We start from the raw sequence: 17739 nt of genomic DNA, 5'->3' as shown, positions 1-17739 counted from the left end.
GCCTTCGCGGGAATAAAATTATACGAGGTAGAAAAAGGTAAATACAAATACCCAAACTAAATCTACAAAGTGCCAATACAATCCTACTTTTTCTACCATTTCATAATGACCTCTACGTTCATACGTACCGATCACTACATTAAAGAAAATAATAATATTAATCAAAACTCCCGAGAATACGTGGAAACCGTGAAATCCTGTAATGAAGAAGAAGAAATCTGCAAAGAGAGGTGCTCCGTATTCATTATGTCTTAGGTTTGCCCCTTCTACAATTCCAACTGCATCTCTATTTAAACGTAATAGAGACTCTTCCCTATTAAGTACGGTTTTCTCTCCTTTTTCAGTAAGTAATTGTGTGCGAATCAAAAGATTAGGGTTTGCAGCAAATCCTGCTTTTACTTCTTCTATTGAATATGTAGGAAGCGGTCCTTCTGCATAATACCAGACACCATTATTACGGTCGTGTTCTACTCTTACATCTGGTATTGCTATTGCAAAGTCAGAAAGTGCAACTCTATTACCCTCAGTATCTAAGAATTGTAAGATCTTACCTCCTTTCGTTTCTACAGCTCCATAGTCTCCTTTTATAAACGTAGCCCATTCCCAAGCTTGAGAACCAACAAATACAGCTCCTCCAATAATAGTAAGGAACATATATACGATTACTTTATTCTTTTTCATGTGATGTCCAGCATCTACAGCAAGTACCATAGTCACTGATGACATAATCAGAACAAATGTCATAAATGCCACATAATACATAGGTGCATTAACACCATGTAGGAAAGGAAAGTGAGTAAATACTTCATCTGCAATAGGCCAAGAATCTATAAATTTAAATCTAGAAAAACCATAAGCAGCAAGAAAGCCTGAAAAAGATAATCCATCAGATACAATGAAAAACCACATCATTAACTTCCCATAGCTTGCTTTTAGAGGTTTGTTTCCACCTCCCCAAGTTTTACCTTCGCTTGTTGCATTTGTTACAGTAGCGTCCATAGTGACATTTTGGTTAATTTATCGTTTGCAAAAATAGGTATTTTATATCCGTATTTCAAGATAAAATTAGGTTTTATAATGACCTTATTTACCTTTATTTCTAAAAACACTATTCTCTTTTTAATAAGTTGATTAGTAACATTCAAAAACTTACAAATTACTTTGTAAAGTATAAGAGTAAAAATAAGAATATCCACAACAGATCTAAAAAGTGCCAGAAAGTAACTCCTAAGGTTAATCCTAGATGATCTTCTTTAGAATACTTCCCTCGTATATGATTTATAACAATAGTGATAAGCGCTATCATCCCTGCAATTACGTGTGCAATATGAACCGCAATAATCAAAAATAAAAATGTTGTCGTAATACTACTTGACGGTCCAGTCATAAAATACCCTTGACTCGTTAACTCCGTAAACAATCCCTGATATTGAAATCCTACAAACGCAAATCCGAGCACTAGAGTAACCAGTAGCATCAGTGTTCCCATTTGTCTTTTGTCCTGAACAATTGCGTTTTTTGCCAATTGTATGGTAAGACTACTTATAAGGATAATTACTGTAGATATGATAAGAGACTGTGGAAATTCATAATCGTCCAGCCAGTCTTTACGCTCCATACTTACGATGTATGCACTTGTAAGTCCTGCAAATGTCATACATAGACTAATAAGACCAAACCAAAGCATTTGTTTTTTTGCGCGATCTTGTTTAAGTTTTTCCGTTCCTGCTGTGTAATCCATCATCTTAAAAATTTATCTACCACAAATACAATTTGTAGCAGCGTTATGTATGTCACACTAGACAACATTAATTTTTTTGCAGTAGCTGCATCTCTTTTTTGATACAACTTTATTGCCCAATACAACATAAACAATCCTAAACCTCCCACAATAATTGCTGCGATAGGCGATAAGAATAATCCTCCAGTGACTCCAAATGCAGGTACTAGGGAAATAAGGATCGTCCATATCGTGTATAAAATTATTTGCACAGCGGTTCCTTTATCCCTTTTCCCTGTAGGAAGCATAAAGAATCCTCCTTTTTTATAATCATCAAACAGAAACCAGCCGATGGCCCAAAAATGAGGAAACTGCCAGAAAAACTGAATCATAAACAACGTGCCTGGCTCTATACCAAAATCATTGGTAGCAGCAACCCATCCTAACATAAAAGGAATAGCCCCTGGAAATGCACCTACAAAAACCGATAGTGGTGTTTTGGTTTTAAGAGGTGTATACAGCAACACATACATAAATATAGAAATCCCTCCAAACATCGCTGTTTGAGGGTTGATATAAAACAAAGTAACTAGCCCTAATATTGTAAATAAAATAGCGATCCCCAACGCTGTTTTCACAGACATACGACCTGAAGCTACCGGTCTATTTTTGGTACGATCCATCAGTGCATCTAGATCACGCTCTAATACTTGATTATACGCATTGGAAGCACCTACCATAAAATAACCGCCTACAGCTAGCATGACTACAATCGCCCAATCTATTTCTGAAGTTCCAAGAAAGTATCCAGCGACACTTGAAAAGACAACGCTAATTGACAATCGCATTTTTGTGATTTCCTTAAAATCTTGCCAAGGGGATACAGCAATTATATGTGATGCAACGTCGCTCAAATCAATAGAAGATTAGCTATTTTAAAAGTTGTGCAAAGATACTCCCTGATTGTCGTTTACACAACAATATACCCATCATAAATGCTTGTTAAAATTATGCTTTCGCGAAAGCTTTCTCTGTAATTTACAGTCAAAAGTAGTTAACACATACCATCTATATGAAAAAAATTACCCTTATAGCCTTATTAGCAATATCTTATATAAGTTGTGCACAAGGACGTTTTGATAGCGTAGAAATCAAAGTAGAACCTGTTTCTGACCAAATTTATATGCTTCAAGGAGTAGGAGGAAATATCGGAATCTCCGTTGGTGACGATGGTGTTTTTATGATTGATGATCAATTTGCTCCGCTAACCGAAAAAATTATCGCCGCCATAAAACCCATCTCTGACAAACCTGTCAAGTTTTTGGTCAACACGCATTTTCACGGAGATCACTCTGGAGGAAATACAAATTTTGAAGCTGCTGGCGCTATGATTGTTGCGCATGATAATGTACGCAAGCGTCTTGCTTCTAATGAAAACACAGCCGATTCAGGACTTCCAGTCATTACATTTAGTGATGATGCTACGTTCTACATGAATGGAAACGATATTTTTATCACACACGTACATAACGCACATACCGATGGAGATGCGCTTGTCTACTTCATTCAAAGCAATGTTTTACATACCGGAGATACGTTTTTTCACGGAAGCCATAAATTTCCCTACATAGATATTGATAGTGGAGGCAGCCTAAAAGGAGATATAGAAGCAGCAAAAAAAGGGTTACTATTAATTAACGATAGTACAAAGATAATTCCTGGACACGGTCCCGTTGCCACAAAAGCAGATTATCAAAAATATCATGATATGCTAGTGGGTATTTATAAAAACGTGTCTCAAGCCATTAAAAAAGGAAAGACAGAAGAAGAAATTGTCGCCATGGAATCACTCACAGCCGACTATCACTCTGACAAAGAAGCAGAAAGCAGCTTTATTACCGGACCAAAAATACGCCGCGCTGCCTATAAAAGTATTCTGACCGAAAAAGAAATGGAGCATTAAAAAACTTCTTACCTTGGTTTCTATCTGTAAAAAGTCCCATTATGAAAAGTAAACACTTGTTTCTTCTCCTCTTTTTAGCTTGTACACTATCCAGTTATAATGATGCTTCTTATGAGAAAAAAGGAATTACTTTTTTTAAAGGAAGCTGGGAAGAAGCCCTTATAAAAGCCAAAAAAGAAAATAAGTATATTTTTATCGATTTTTATGCGACTTGGTGCGGTCCTTGTAAAAAATTGAAACGCACCAGCTTTAAAGATCCCAAGGTAGGAGCCTATTATAACAAAAACTTTATCAATATATCTATTGACGCCGAATCAAAAGAAGGTATCAAAATAGCTCGCAGATATGGAGTTTCTTCATACCCAACTCTTATTATCACAGATTATAACGGGAAAAAGAAAACGAAAACAACAGGCTTCAAAAAACCACACATTCTCATCAACTTTGGAAGAAGAATTGTTCCCTAACATTTTTAATCCACGATATACTCTATAGAATCATACACCAAAGCCGACCCATAGTCGGTTTTGTGTTTATTATAACGCAATCCTATTAATTGTGCTCCCTGATACTCTGCCGAATCCTTCAATATACTACTCGTCGCATCTTCTTCGGGAATCATCAGACATAACTTCCCGCAAAAAGCATCTCCGAAGGCATTAATCACCAGATAACTTTGCCCAAAAATCTCTTCTCGCATTTCAAAATAATAATCTACATCAGGGTTTTCTACAATGAGTCTATATAGCTCTTCCTGATACACCTTACTATTGTATTCGTTTTTTCCTAAGATTTGATTCCGTTGGGACTTGTAGCATCCCGACTCTTGGCATGATGAAGATAGCAACAACAGAACGACCATCCCCACAAAGGTGATTCTTGATGACATTTTTCGATAATTTAGTTGAAGTAGTTGTATGCTTAGTATGATAACGCTTCACGTCTTGGAAATAGTATCTTTCAGAAAGGTAATTTTACATAGTACGCTTTCGCGAAAGCGCACCCTCAAAAAACAAAGATTAAAATGAAGATCTAGTTATCAAAATACCAATTAAACAGATCGGTGCGGAACCCTATATTTAACCAAAGTGTACTTGTATCAAAAACAGCATCGGTTTGCATCTCTGCGCTAAAGTCTCTATAAATAGGATTTATAAATGCTTTCAGATTTGTCACGGGATTGATCAAATATCCTACTTCTAAATCTGCATACAAGGAGTTAACTCGGTTTCCTTGCAACAACTCAATACCATTATCACTTGGTCTGTTGTCTTCACTTCCAAAAAGGTTATTTCCTCCAAAGAATACATCATTGATATCACCTTCAAAACCTCGCTGTCCATAAATAATGCGTGCGGTACCATACCATCTATCTGTACGGTAGCGAGCAATGGCTATAAACTCTCTGAAGTTGGCACCATAAGGATGTGCCAGCGGTTGATTGGTATTGGTATAACTAAGCAAAGGGTCGTTATTTGAGAATGTATACGGTCGCACTTGATTAAACTCAGCTTGTAGTGTAAGATTAGGCACTTTAAAAGCATCGTAATATTTTATCCCTAACTGAACTCCGTGTTTATTTCTAAAGTTCTGATTACCGCTTGTTAATTCTGAGAGGCGTAATTCATCAAGTATAAGTTGTCCATATACATTAATCGTATTGGTAAACTTATATTTTCCTGTCAATCCTATAAGGGCATTTCCGCCTCGTGATCCTCTTTGAAATTCGACATTTCTAAGAAAGATAATTGGGTTTAATAAACTCGCATCAAATCCGTTGTTATCTTTACTTGCAGAAATAACAGATTCAAACAAACCTATATTTAACTTGTTATTTACATTATAACTCAGGTAATGATTTACCGCAAATTTGGATGTAAAAGCACCATCGGCGGTAACTTCTGGTCTTACATCTTTTAATGAGAACCACGTATTGGTGTATTTAAGTCTCCACAGCGTCGTATTAATTTTAAAAAACGGATAATTTGCCGACACATCACTTACTAACAAAGAGCGATATCCATCTCCTATAAACTGTTGCCCAGTTCCCGCTTGAAAATTAAAATATTTATTTGGGGTATAAGACACATAGCCTTCGGCGACTGGATAGTCAAAATCACCTCCACTACCTTCAGAAGCGATACCTCTTCCTGGAATCACTGCTGGGTTTCCACCATCTGGACGAAGGGATCTTGCATAGTCATTAAAATATTGAGCAAAACGACCTTGACTTTCAAACAGGGCTGTGTAAAAACTAAATTTCTTTCCAATCCCACCTTGAATAAATACACTCCTGGTATTATTATAGGTAAGATTCTCTACTTTACGATCGTCTGTTTCTGCACCTAGTACGAGATCTGCTCCAGGATTTATGGTAAACCAATAATTATCTCCTTGAAAACGAATCATGTGTTCGTTAAAGAATTTACGCCCAAACCAGCTTTTCTTATCCAGTTGTAAGGTATTTACTATAGAGTCAAAATTATGATATCCATTTACTACATCGTATAAGAAAGGACGACTGGCTGTATGGGTGTTTACACCGACTTGGTTTAATGCTTTATCAAAACGTGCATATACCTCGTGAGAGAAAGGGATATTAAGTTGGCTTTCATATTGTACTTTTCTATCAAAGTCTTTGCTTTTTATTTCATCTAATTCTTTTGAGGCAGCATACTCTTTGAGAGGGTTGTTTTTAGTAGTAGTATTTTCTTGAGAAGCTATAAAGTTGTCTATTTTATTTCGCGAAAGCGGAATTTTTACAGGCATAGAAAACTGAATAAAGACAGGTTCTCCGCCGTAGGTGGCTGGCTGTATTTTAGGTAATTGATCAAATACTTTTTGTGCTTCCTCTTTAAGCGCTGTATATACAGCTTCTGTATTTAGAAGTTTAAATTGACCCTCTGAGCTCACTTCAAAAAATATTACCATTTGCCCTTTATATTGCTCTTCATCTACTCTTGAAGGCATTTCAAATTTTTCTATAAAAAACTCAATAAGCTTTGTATTGAAACAATTGGGAATTTCTGCGATGATTGTTGTTTCACATCCTGGAAATATCGGATATTTTTCAAAATCACTAGGAGTTGGATTGATTTGCGCCTGCAATGACGTTATCACTAGTATACTGATAAGAAGGGTAACATATTTGTGCATATAGTAGGTATTATGCATTAATACCAATTTAATCATAAAATATCGCAATGTCAGCTTGTTCTTTTTCATTCTAAATTCCTTACTCATATATTTCGTAGCTAAGGCTATGCAATAAAATCGTAGCGTCTTTAGAATAAAAAACAACTACGCCTTGGACACGACATTTTAAAATTAAATTGGTATAATAGGCGAAAGATAGGAATTTTAAATACAAAAACCCGTTGCGATATCGCAACGGGTTTTATTTTAAATATCAAAAGTGTTTAGTCTTGTAGCTGAAAAGTAATAGGTAGGCTATAAATTACGCCTACAGGAACGCCTCTTTGTTTTCCAGGAGTCATTTTAGGGAGCAAGTTAACAACCCTACTCGCTTCTATCTCCAATTCTTTTCTAGGACCTCGCGCTCTAACATCTGAAACAACTCCATTTCTATCAATGGTAAATTGAACAAAGATGCGATTGAGCCCTTCTAAACCGAGATTTTCTCCTACTTCTGTTTTAAACTTACGGTTGACGAGTTTTGCGATTTTACTACTCATACAGTCTTTACGCTCTTGATTTGTGGTCAATCCTTCACAGCCTGGGAATAGAGGCACTTGTTCTATAGCAATAAATGGCACATTTTCAGGATCTTCTATAATGTCTACAAAATCTGTCGTTTCAAGAACATTATTATCTATAATGTCATTTTGATCTGTTTCTGTATCATTTACAAAATCTTCCAATAAATCTTTCTCATCATCTTTTTTCACATCAAATTCATCTGGTTGTTGCACCTTAGGTGTTGGTGGTTGCTTTTGAGTTACTTTTTTTACTTGTTTTATTTCTACATCAAATTCTTCCATCCAGAGAGGCTCTTCTTGGGCTAAACCATCATAAGGTCCTTTTTCTGCTTTGGTAGGCATTTTCATTTCGATAAATAAAATAGCGACTAATAATGATAGGATAAGTCCTATCTGAAAGTGGAGTGTGGGATTTCTTCGTAAATTTGCTTCATGCTTGCGTGATTTTGTGTAAGTGTCGTTTTGGCGAACGTCCTTACTTTCTTGTGAATTTTTCATAAGATTTGATTTTAAAATGTTAAACAATTTTTAAAATAAATCAACAAGCATACCAAAAAGAAATCCCGAGAGCTCACGCCATCGGGATTTCTAATTTATATAAGAAAAGAAAATTAATCTTCTACTTTGAATGTAATTGGGAGTGAATATAATACTCCTACTGGCTTACCTCTTTGTTTACCAGGAGTCATTTTAGGAAGCAATTTAATTACACGCTCTGCTTCTTGTTCTAACCTTGGATGAGGAGCTCTTGAACGGATATTTACAATGTTTCCATTTTTATCAATCTTGAAACTCACAAAAATTCTGTTTACACCGCTTAGCCCTAAATCTGCTCCTAGCTCTGTGTTAAATTTTTTGTTGACAAGCTGACTTACTTTTTCACTCATACAGGCTTTACGCTCTGCATTATTCTTTTTACTCTCACAGCCAGGAAAAATTGGAACATTTTCAATTACTGCAAATGGTACATCTGCAATTTCTTCTTCTTCATCTGCTACTTCTACTTCTTCTACTTCTACGATTTCTTCGTCTTGTGAAGTTTCTGTAGATTCTATGATTGTTTCTTCAATTTCTTCTTCGTCCTCTACCACTTCAATAATTTCTGGTGCTGGTGGCGGTGGAGGTGGTGGTGGAGGTGGTGGTGTATTAAGCTCTACGATTGGAATATCTTCATCATCATCGTCTGCACTTAAAAGTGCTAAGTTCATATCGCTCTTTTCGTAAGTTTTCTTTTCGATCACCAAATAAGTAGTCAAAAGAACAGCTACGAGACCTAACTGAAAAAATAGTAAACTACGTTTGCTAAGGTCAGCTTTTGGATTTTTCTTGTTTTCCATAAATTGTGAGTATTAAAGAAGCTAAAATAACGAAATAAATTCCTAAAATAAAACTAAAAACCTGATTTTAGCATCTTAGATTTGTTAATATACAGTAGACAAGCTACTAATGCAAGAACACTACCTGTGGTATTTGCCAAAATATCCCATACATCAGGGGTTCTGTAAGATGTGAGCGTTCCTTGCAACACCTCCATCAATACACCATACATTACAACTATTATGCCGATACCTAGAAAAATTTGCCACAACTTTTTAGAACTAGTAGTATTTGTTTTGCTTGAGCGTTTAAAGAGTACCCAAAGAACCCATAATGCTGTTAAACCAAAATAAGCTCCTGCATGCAAGAGCTTATCTATATTTGACATAGGATCATCAACAATATGTATTGGACGCATTAAAGATCCTGCTGTAAGAGCTATGGTATAAAAAACAGCGATTGTAAATATAACCCTATGCTCCGATTTCAGATGCATATTGTTCTGAGTCTAGTAAATCTGCAATTTCATCTGTGTTAGCTATCTTTAATTTAATCATCCAACCTTCTCCATAAGGGTCTTTATTTACCAATTCTGGATCGTCTTCTAGTGCTTCATTAAATGCTATAATCTCTCCCGTTAATGGAAGAAAAAGATCAGACACTGTTTTTACTGCTTCTACAGTTCCAAAAACTTCATCTTTATCAAGAGTTTCATCTACTGTTTCTACTTCAACATATACAATATCTCCCAATTCTCCTTGGGCAAAATGTGTAATACCTACGGTAGCAATATCTCCTTCGATACGTACCCACTCGTGATCGCTTGTGTACTTTAATTCTGCTGGTATGCTCATTAGTTTATTTTTATGTGTTTGTGCTATTTTTTTATGCTTTCGCGAAAGCGGTTAAAATACATATATCATCGTATTCTAGTTTCCAAAATTATATCGTAATGTAAATCCTGATCTAATTGTTGTTTGTGGAAATGCTGTCGATATTGCAAATGTAGAAAATGTATGGTCATAAAAGAATAGTGCGGTCAAGTTTTTACTTAAGGCGTAATCTACTGTAAATTGCAATCCATATATATCTTGACCAGCTGTAGTCTGACTATTATCTATATCAAGATATCTGATAATGGTCTCATTACGTCGTAATGAAAGGTCTGCTTTAAAGTTAAGGTCACTTTTTAATACTTTTCTTCTACCTCCAAAATTAGTCACAAACGTTAAGTCTTTGATCCGATATCCTAATCCTAAAACATACTCGTCTCCTTTTATTTCTGTAAGGATATTATTGTCAAAACTTAATCCTAAAGCTCTATCTCGTTTTACTTCTGCGAGGATCTTAACAGAGTTTTTCATTTCAAAATCCAAGCGAAGTAATGGTGTAAATTGCTCTGTAAGAGTTACACTTCCAAACAATGTTGGATTTAAAAAGTTTCCTGCCTGATCTATTTGTGCTGTTTCAGGATCAAAATCGGTATCTCTGTTAAAAGCAAGATTGGTATTGAACTGATTAACGGTATAACCAGCAGTATAGCCATGTTGCATAGAGAATCTCTTAAATCGATCTTTAAACCACTTAAGACGCATTAATCCCGTGTATTTAAGATTCCAATTAGGAAGTGGGATATCTCTAAAGGGACCTGTTTTTGTTTTTGAAACGTCCTTGCCTGTATATGCAGCTAAAAACGCTGGTAATAATACCGATTGGTTGGTTCGTCCGAAGCCTTCTGGGAATCCATTTTCATCTCTTTCAAATTCTGTTGTTCCATAAAAATTTGTTGCCAGACGATCTGCAACTTGAAGACGATTTGATCTAAATGTATTGAATGTTTCTGAAATATCTGATGTACTCTTATTAAAAGCAGTACCTATAAGTATGGTTGAGATATTAAAGTTTCCAAAATTATTTCCCGTTAGCGATTCATATTGAAGTGTTTCAGGACTTACTCGGTAATTTTCAGCATAGTTTTCTTGGAAAATACGATTGAAGTTAAGGTCTATATCTAAATCCTTTAACAGCCCTATACGCGCCTGTATCCCTAAGTTTCTACTTTCGATCTCTCTGTATTGCTGGTTGAAATCTTGAAATAAAGTTAACCATCCATTACGAGCAGCCAATTCTCTCACTTCTGCCTGACTTCCAAAAATAAATCCTGCTGTAGGTCTTAAACTCCCTGTAAAACCTATAGAAGGTAAGTATCCTGGCAAAAAGAGACCATTATCTTCTTGATAGTTGATCTGTACTCTTTTTAATGCTGTTAAAAGCCCAACACCTGTATTGAGTGCTTTATCACTACCACTTAATGTACTTGAATTTGAATTTGGACCTCTACCAGTAAGGGATGTCCCTTTTGAGTTTTCTTCATCTTCAGGAGATGGTAAGTTTCCTAGCCTATCTTTTACACTCTTCCCTCCTTTTGTTTTCTTGGTAAGCCCTATGTATTTATAAAGCTTATCCATCTCTAAGGTACTATTAATAGCATGGGTATTTCTGTTCTCTACAGAGTTTCCTAAATCTGGAATACCCTCTAGGGTTTGGAATTGTTGTGATCCTCTTTGCCAAGTATAACTAGCCGTATAAGAATATGTGGTATTTGAAATCCACTCTAAGAACGGGAACTTATCAAAAGGAAGATCATAGTTTAATTGTAAGGTTCCAAAATGTGTATTGGGTTGTCCTATATCAAAGAATCCATTATAAACTCCAAAGCCTTCTATTTCGTCTCCATTTTCATCCAGAAAATCTGGATTCCCATCCCTATCCAGATAATTACGAACAATACGATTATGGCTTACATCATAATTAACCCTAAGACTATTTGTAATCGGCAAATTCACACTGTATTGCCAATCAAATAGATAATTACGTTGAAAAAGTCTAGGAAGACTTATGTCACTGTCATTTCCTACGAGATCTCTAAATTTCTGCTCATTGTACTGTCGCACAATATTAGAACTCACAGATACATTGGATGGTAAATAATTAAAATTAAAATCTTTAAGAAACTTCCAATACTTCCCTGTAAAAAGGGAATCATTCTCCTTAAAAGGCTCTACAGGTTTACTTGGAAAATCAAAATTATAAACACCGCCTAAGCGTACATTCTGATCTCTGGATTGCTCAATCTCAAAATCTTTATGATCTATCTGGCTATATGAATATGAGAATGTTAGATTCTCTACATCATAAGGCATTGGTTTTTTATCTCCCGTACGTTCTTTACGTACTCCAATAAAGTTAATACTTTTTCTTCTGGTGTAATCAATAGCAGCACCTTCTATATCATCTCTCTCTTCTTGAGTCAATGCATTATCAAGTCTATTCTCTAGTTCTAGATCTAAAAATTGAGGATCAAATTTTGGTGTGATCACTTCTTCTCCTACTGCATAATTAAATGGCAATTGAATCCCCCATTTTTTAGGCAATAACTGTCCAACATTTACATTAGTCACCACATCATATTGAAAAACATCTTCTAGACTTCGCTCTGCTGGGCCTTGCTCTATGCTCCCGAATCCTACAGTACTTTGTCTAGTTGTCGCAGATACTGTTGCAAAATCGGCTATATTCCCATCTGCATTTATAACAGCTGCCCAACCTCCTTCATTACTTAATTCTGAAAGACGTAATTCATTAAACCATACTTCTCCACCTATCTCTCCAGGAGAACATCCTACATCTATACTTGTAGTTGGATTTCCGTTTTTTACACCTAACAATAAGGTTCTAATATCACCAAAACTAGGAAGTCCTTTTATTCCTATACGTAGTTCGCCTGGCACATAACAGACCTCAGCTGCATTTAGTATACGCTCGCCATTTTGATCAAAATAAGTAATAGCATCTGGATCATTATCTACATCACCAGAAACTACTTTTGCTTTAATCGTCTGCAACAACTGTAAATCTAGATTCATTTCATTTACAGAAGGCCATATCGCTTCTCTGTCTACTTGAGATACTCCAAAAGGAGTTGGCTCTAACCCTAATTCTATCTGATAGAAGTTGCTATTAAGGTCTGTACCCATACGTACAAAACCAACAATATTATCATTATTTAAGCCGTCACTACCATCTTCAACCAAGGCTTCTGCGTGCATAAACATACGCAGATTTCTATACTGCCTCATATCCAAATTATAGAACTTATACACTCCGCGGGCATCCTGTTCTTCAAGGTTATTGACACGAATAGAAAGTGACTGCTCGTTTTGACGAATATTATTATTGTTGTTATTTAATCGTTCTCTCTGTACTCCTGGTGGCAAGTTATAAGGTACTGGAGAACGCGTTTCATTTGCTTCTATATTCACAGCAGCAACTTCAAACAGTGTGTTATCTCCCTGATCTTGCTCTGTTGTTTCGTCTGGATCTAATGTCAATAAATATCTTCTAAAATCTCCACGAACTAAATCTAAGGTTCCAAAACGTAGTACAATATCATTTTGCCAATCACTCATATACATACGCATAAAACGTATGGCTCTGAAGTCAGAAATCCCTCCAACAACATTTGTTGCCTGATTAATAGGAACTCTAAATTGTACCCAACGTGTAGGCAATGAAGATCCATCTTGAGTCGTTACGGTAAGTTCACGTACGTCTGTAACAAATTCGTTTGTTTCGACATTAAGACTTCCTGGATTAATGTCTAATTCATATTCATAATAGGCATCTATCGTATTCATAGTATTGTCACGATTGACATCTTCTATATCTGGAAACGTAGTAGATCCTCTATTGGTTTGCGTTACCTCTACAGGTGAATTACCTTGTAAGTTATTAAAGCTTTTATAACGCTCAATAACATTTCCTTGCGCGTTTAAGAAATAATCATAGTTATCTCCCGCGGGATCTGGAAGGCCTGCAAATCCAGGATACATATTTGCTTCTTCTAAATCATTTAAACCATCATATCCAATGTCTTGATTGGCACGCGCAGCACCATCTGTATCAAAAGCATATACCAGTGATTGATTGGTAGGCACTTTACCCCAATTGGTAGAAGTTGTTGCATCATCAAATCCAGGTTGTGGAAACCCAACTTCTGGAAGCCCGTTCTCATATTGCTTACGACCATCTTTAAGAATATCTTCTGATATACTACCTAGATTTATTGTTAATTTACCTCCTGGATTGGTCGTGTCATTATTAGCAAAAAACGGATCTAACACCCAAAATTCGACAAATTCGACATTGGCCTGTTCAAAATCTGTAGAGGTCAATTGTCTCATAATCCCCCCAAAATTTTCTTGTGGATTACTTAATTGCTGGTCTTGTGCATCTGTACTATAGTTATAAGGTCCTCTTTCATCAGGAAAATAAGCTAAATCAAGTGTAAATAACGCTTGTGTTTGACCTGCAACAATATCTTGTTGTGGAAAAATTTCATCTCTAAAAACACGACGCGTTTCTGGTAATGAAAGATCTGTATCAGAAATTCCATCTGGACGTTGTGAGTTATAAAATACAGGGTCAATCGTATACCAAGCTAATCTTGCTCTTTTAAAACCTACTGAAAGATCATTATTGGGGAACTCTCCTCCAAAACCGATGGGTGCAGAAGCTAAGAACCACTGTAAAGGACTACTGACGTCGATAGCTGTTTGTGATGCTTCAAAATCTTCTATATATGAAGTAGCTTCTCCATTAAAATCAGTTCCTTTAGGTTGTCCCGGAGATAAAAATGCGGCTTCTCCTCTAATAGAAAAGTTGGAAGGAGCATCCGTATCAATATTTGGAAGTTTATTCACCAATCTCGTTAAGAAAGGGACTTCTGTAGCGTAACTTGCATTAATACCAAATATGGTATTATTTATAGGCTCAAAACTATAAGTTGCTTTTTGTGTTAGAGGTCGTTCATTTAAGTTCAAAAATGTACCTCCAATAATAAAGTCTTCACTAAAACGATGCTCTACATTAAGACCCGTAAAACGCTTATTCTGCTGTCCAAAAACGGCATTGTTTTCTACCGAAGCAGAGATTGGAATTCCAGAAGCTTCTAGTGACTTATCTAAAATAATCACACGTCCTAACTGATAATTTACCGTATAATCTAACCCTTCTACAAGGACTCTACCTCCAGCAGTTACCGTTACTGACCCTTGAGGAACATTAAAGGCTCCTAAAGGGATTCCTTGTTCTTGTGTGGATTTATAACGTCCTTTTAGAAGGAATTTATTTTTCTCAGCATTATCACGAGCTATTGTTTTGGTTGAGTTATATAAGGTTTCATATACATACTCTGCTTGATGAGGATTAAATGTGTTGACATCCTCATAATTTTCCATATCATCATCTACACTCAGCAAGTCAAACAGATGTTCTCCAAAAGGCTCTACTGTAGTAAAAACAATACTTCCGTTTTGAACATGCACGGTAGTACCTGGCACAAAATCAAAGAAACCATCTCCTCCTACCTGCGGGTCTCCAAAAGAAGTTAATCGATCTAAATTAAATAATCGTAATAGTGTATTAGATTCCAAAGGCCCTAAATCTGTGTTGTCGCCTTCTACAAAATCAACCTGTCCATTAAATAAGGTAGGTAACGTAGCGCCAGGAACTGGGGTTATAAAGTTTAAAGGAGAAGGATCTGAATACACAATATTCATACGAAACCCTTCTTGCTCTAATTGAAAAGCACCTAAGGGATAGATGTTTTTCATCATCAAATCCCAGACAGGTTCTTCTACATTTGTTAAATTACTTTTCAGCATTTTAACTACAAGGTTTTGCGGACTACCTGCTTGCCCTGCGGGAATCACTGAATCTAAAATTCCGTTCCCATCGGCATCTTGTCCGTTAAGAACACCATCACCATTTACGTCGGCATCAGCATTATCGGCGATACCATCATTATCTTGATCGGGCCTCACTACTGGACTATCTGCATCAGCAATATCAGGAATTCCATCAGCATCATCATCTGGACGACTTCCATTAGTTGCTTCTATTCCATCATTTGCAAATTCTCCAACTTGAAATACTTGACCTCCTACTGTATATTGGAAAGCAACACCAAGCACCTCATCATTATTTAATCGTTGACTTAAAGAAATATATCCTAATTGTGGGTATAATGTGTATTGATTAGGTTGAAGTTTACGTGCATTTTCTAATAACACATAATCAACACCATCACTTACTTGAACGCCTCCAAATCCTTGTTCTACAGTCGCTACATCTCTAATAGCAGTATTGAGTACCGATTGTACACTAGGATCTGTAATTCCTCTAGGATTAAAATCATTATTTCTGTTATCTGGAAAAGAGCTTGCTGGATTATTTAAAAATCCTGGAGGAGGAAAATCTAATCCTATATTGGTAGGATCTGCTTCTCCAATATCTTGAATAGCAACAATATTACGAGCATCTTGCGTTTGGTTTTGCCTATTGGTAATCCAAATTTCCAAACGTGTAATTTGAATATTATTATTTATAAATGGATAATTTCTTAAAGATTCGTCATAGTTATCTCTAAAATAGTGCGCTAAGAAAAAGTGTCTATTCTCATCATAATCTAGCGCTGCTACTTCAAAATCCTGAACGGTTGCCCCACCTTCTGATGTTACTGTTTGAGGTTGTGATCTGTTTTCTGCAAATACAGCTGTTATGCTTGTTTTTCCAAATTGTAATTCTGTTTTTACCCCAAATAAACTTTGAGATCCTTGTATCAGAGAACTATTAAGAGGCATTGTGACATTACCAACTTCTATTTTTTGAATAATATCATCTTCGGTAGGGGTATACTCTAATTTAATTTGATTTTGAAAATCAAAAGTAGATTCTGTGTCATAATTTGCCGTTACCTGTAAACGTTCTCCTACTTTTCCTAATAAACTCAAACTAATACGTTGATCAAAATCAAAGGTTAAGTTACTTCTATTACGGGGTGAAAAGGCAGGGTTATCTTGTTTTGTAAATAGAATCCCTAAATCCATCTCTACAGATCCTTGTGGGGTAAATTCTATTTCATTACCTCCAAAAATGGTTTCAAAGAGATCAGACTTTACATACAATGTAGGAATCAAACTTTTTTGAGCATCTTTTCCATCTTCTGTTCGACCATCGAGTGCAGCTACTTTCTCATCAAAATATTGTTTCATCTGCTCATTTCTAAGGCGACGAAAATATTCTTCAGGAGTTAAAATGAGTGGATAATTGATATTGAAAGATCCTAATTGCTCTGTATACACATACCTATCTGTTTCTGGATCATAGGTGTATTTTAAGACAATACTATCAGGATTGGGCAAAGATAAATTTCCAAAAGAAAATGTAGTGATAGAATCTTGTGCTGTTGGCTGGTTATCCTCTTGTGCTAGTAATGAAGATGTTCCTAAGAAGAGCAAACTCACGACAACGACGAAAGGTATATGTAATTTTAAGTAAAATTTTGTCCCCAAAATGGCTTTATAGTTTTTTTAATGCTTCCTTTATAATGGTCTCTACACTCGCGTCTGGCTTTTCCTTAAGGATTTGCATACAAACTCTTTCTGATTGTTTCCTTGCAAAACCTAATGTTTCTAATGCTGATAACGCTTCTTCTTTCTGTGTATTGCTTTGCACAGCAGAATTGACATCTAAATCAAACACTTTTAAGATTTTATCTTTTAAATCTAAAATAACACGTTGTGCTGTTTTCACTCCTATTCCTTTGATTCCTTGAATAGTAACTACATCGCCAGATGCGATCGCTTGTTTTATCTGATCAGGATGTAGTGAAGATAACATCGTTCTAGCGGTACTAGATCCAATTCCAGATACAGAAATCAACAATCTAAAAATCTCACGTTCCATCACGTCCATAAATCCGAATAGCGTGTGACTATCTTCTTTTACTTGGAGGTGTGTGTATATGGATATTGCTTCTTCTTTAGGGAGTGCAGAAAAGGTATGAAGAGATATATTTATAAAATACCCCACTCCATTGCAGTCTACGACAACATAGGTTGGGTTTTTTTCGATAAGCCTACCCCTTATATGAGTAATCATCTTTTTTCTGGTGTTAA

13 protein-coding genes are annotated in these 17739 nt (G+C 35.9%); 2 read left to right on the top strand and 11 right to left on the bottom strand.

The genetic code is table 11. The features are described 5' to 3' along the window. Window positions 1–18: 18 nt before the first annotated feature. The 3 genes from Q0505_RS18600 to cyoE form a co-directional block, all read right to left on the bottom strand. Window positions 19–999 (bottom strand): cytochrome c oxidase subunit 3, encoded by a 981-nt coding sequence (locus Q0505_RS18600; protein ID WP_299216157.1) that lies wholly within the window; start codon window positions 997–999, stop codon window positions 19–21. Window positions 1000–1156: 157 nt separating this feature from the next. Continuing rightward, on the bottom strand, window positions 1157–1744 hold the full coding sequence (locus Q0505_RS18595) for a cytochrome c oxidase subunit 3 (protein ID WP_366519448.1): 588 nt from the start codon (window positions 1742–1744) through the stop codon (window positions 1157–1159). Next, on the bottom strand, window positions 1741–2634 hold the full coding sequence (gene cyoE, locus Q0505_RS18590; protein ID WP_366519447.1) for a heme o synthase: 894 nt from the start codon (window positions 2632–2634) through the stop codon (window positions 1741–1743). The genes Q0505_RS18595 and cyoE overlap by 4 nt, the downstream gene beginning before the upstream one ends. 158 nt (window positions 2635–2792) lie before the next feature. Between cyoE and Q0505_RS18585 the strand changes: the two genes are divergently transcribed. Continuing rightward, entirely contained in the window at window positions 2793–3683 is an 891-nt protein-coding gene (locus Q0505_RS18585) for an MBL fold metallo-hydrolase (protein ID WP_299216154.1), read from the top strand. 41 nt (window positions 3684–3724) lie between these two features. After that, a complete protein-coding gene (locus Q0505_RS18580) occupies window positions 3725–4150 on the top strand; it encodes a thioredoxin fold domain-containing protein (protein WP_299216151.1) in 426 nt (141 codons plus the stop codon). A 5-nt stretch (window positions 4151–4155) separates the two neighbouring features. Here Q0505_RS18580 and Q0505_RS18575 read toward each other — a convergent pair whose 3' ends face one another. From Q0505_RS18575 to ruvA, 8 genes are all read right to left on the bottom strand, one after another. Then, window positions 4156–4572 (bottom strand): hypothetical protein, encoded by a 417-nt coding sequence (locus Q0505_RS18575; RefSeq protein WP_299216148.1) that lies wholly within the window; start codon window positions 4570–4572, stop codon window positions 4156–4158. A gap of 143 nt (window positions 4573–4715) precedes the next feature. Further along, window positions 4716–6908, bottom strand: coding sequence for a gliding motility protein RemB (locus Q0505_RS18570; RefSeq protein WP_299216145.1), 2193 nt, complete (start codon window positions 6906–6908; stop codon window positions 4716–4718). A 194-nt stretch (window positions 6909–7102) separates the two neighbouring features. Next, window positions 7103–7900 carry an energy transducer TonB gene (locus tag Q0505_RS18565; RefSeq protein ID WP_299216142.1) on the bottom strand — a complete coding sequence of 266 codons (798 nt, stop codon included), beginning with the start codon at window positions 7898–7900 and terminating at the stop codon, window positions 7103–7105. 113 nt (window positions 7901–8013) lie between these two features. Next, the gene (locus tag Q0505_RS18560; RefSeq protein WP_299216139.1) at window positions 8014–8739 is read right to left on the bottom strand and encodes an energy transducer TonB; all 726 of its coding nucleotides are present in this window, start codon (window positions 8737–8739) and stop codon (window positions 8014–8016) included. Between the two features lie 53 nt (window positions 8740–8792). Beyond that, on the bottom strand, window positions 8793–9215 hold the full coding sequence (locus Q0505_RS18555) for a VanZ family protein (RefSeq protein ID WP_299216136.1): 423 nt from the start codon (window positions 9213–9215) through the stop codon (window positions 8793–8795). Further along, a complete protein-coding gene (gene gcvH / locus Q0505_RS18550) occupies window positions 9193–9573 on the bottom strand; it encodes a glycine cleavage system protein GcvH (protein WP_299216133.1) in 381 nt (126 codons plus the stop codon). Before gcvH ends, Q0505_RS18555 begins: the two co-directional genes overlap by 23 nt. A gap of 75 nt (window positions 9574–9648) precedes the next feature. Further along, window positions 9649–17133, bottom strand: a complete 7485-nt coding sequence (sprA, locus tag Q0505_RS18545; RefSeq protein ID WP_299216130.1) for a cell surface protein SprA — start codon at window positions 17131–17133, stop codon at window positions 9649–9651. 7 nt (window positions 17134–17140) lie between these two features. After that, window positions 17141–17722, bottom strand: coding sequence for a Holliday junction branch migration protein RuvA (gene ruvA, locus Q0505_RS18540; RefSeq protein WP_299216127.1), 582 nt, complete (start codon window positions 17720–17722; stop codon window positions 17141–17143). Window positions 17723–17739: the final 17 nt, after the last annotated feature.

It is taken from the genome of uncultured Dokdonia sp., from assembly GCF_937910895.1.
Lineage (GTDB): Bacteria > Bacteroidota > Bacteroidia > Flavobacteriales > Flavobacteriaceae > Dokdonia.
The sequence above is the reverse complement of the archived record's forward strand: the minus strand, read 5'-3'. Positions and strand labels throughout refer to the sequence as shown.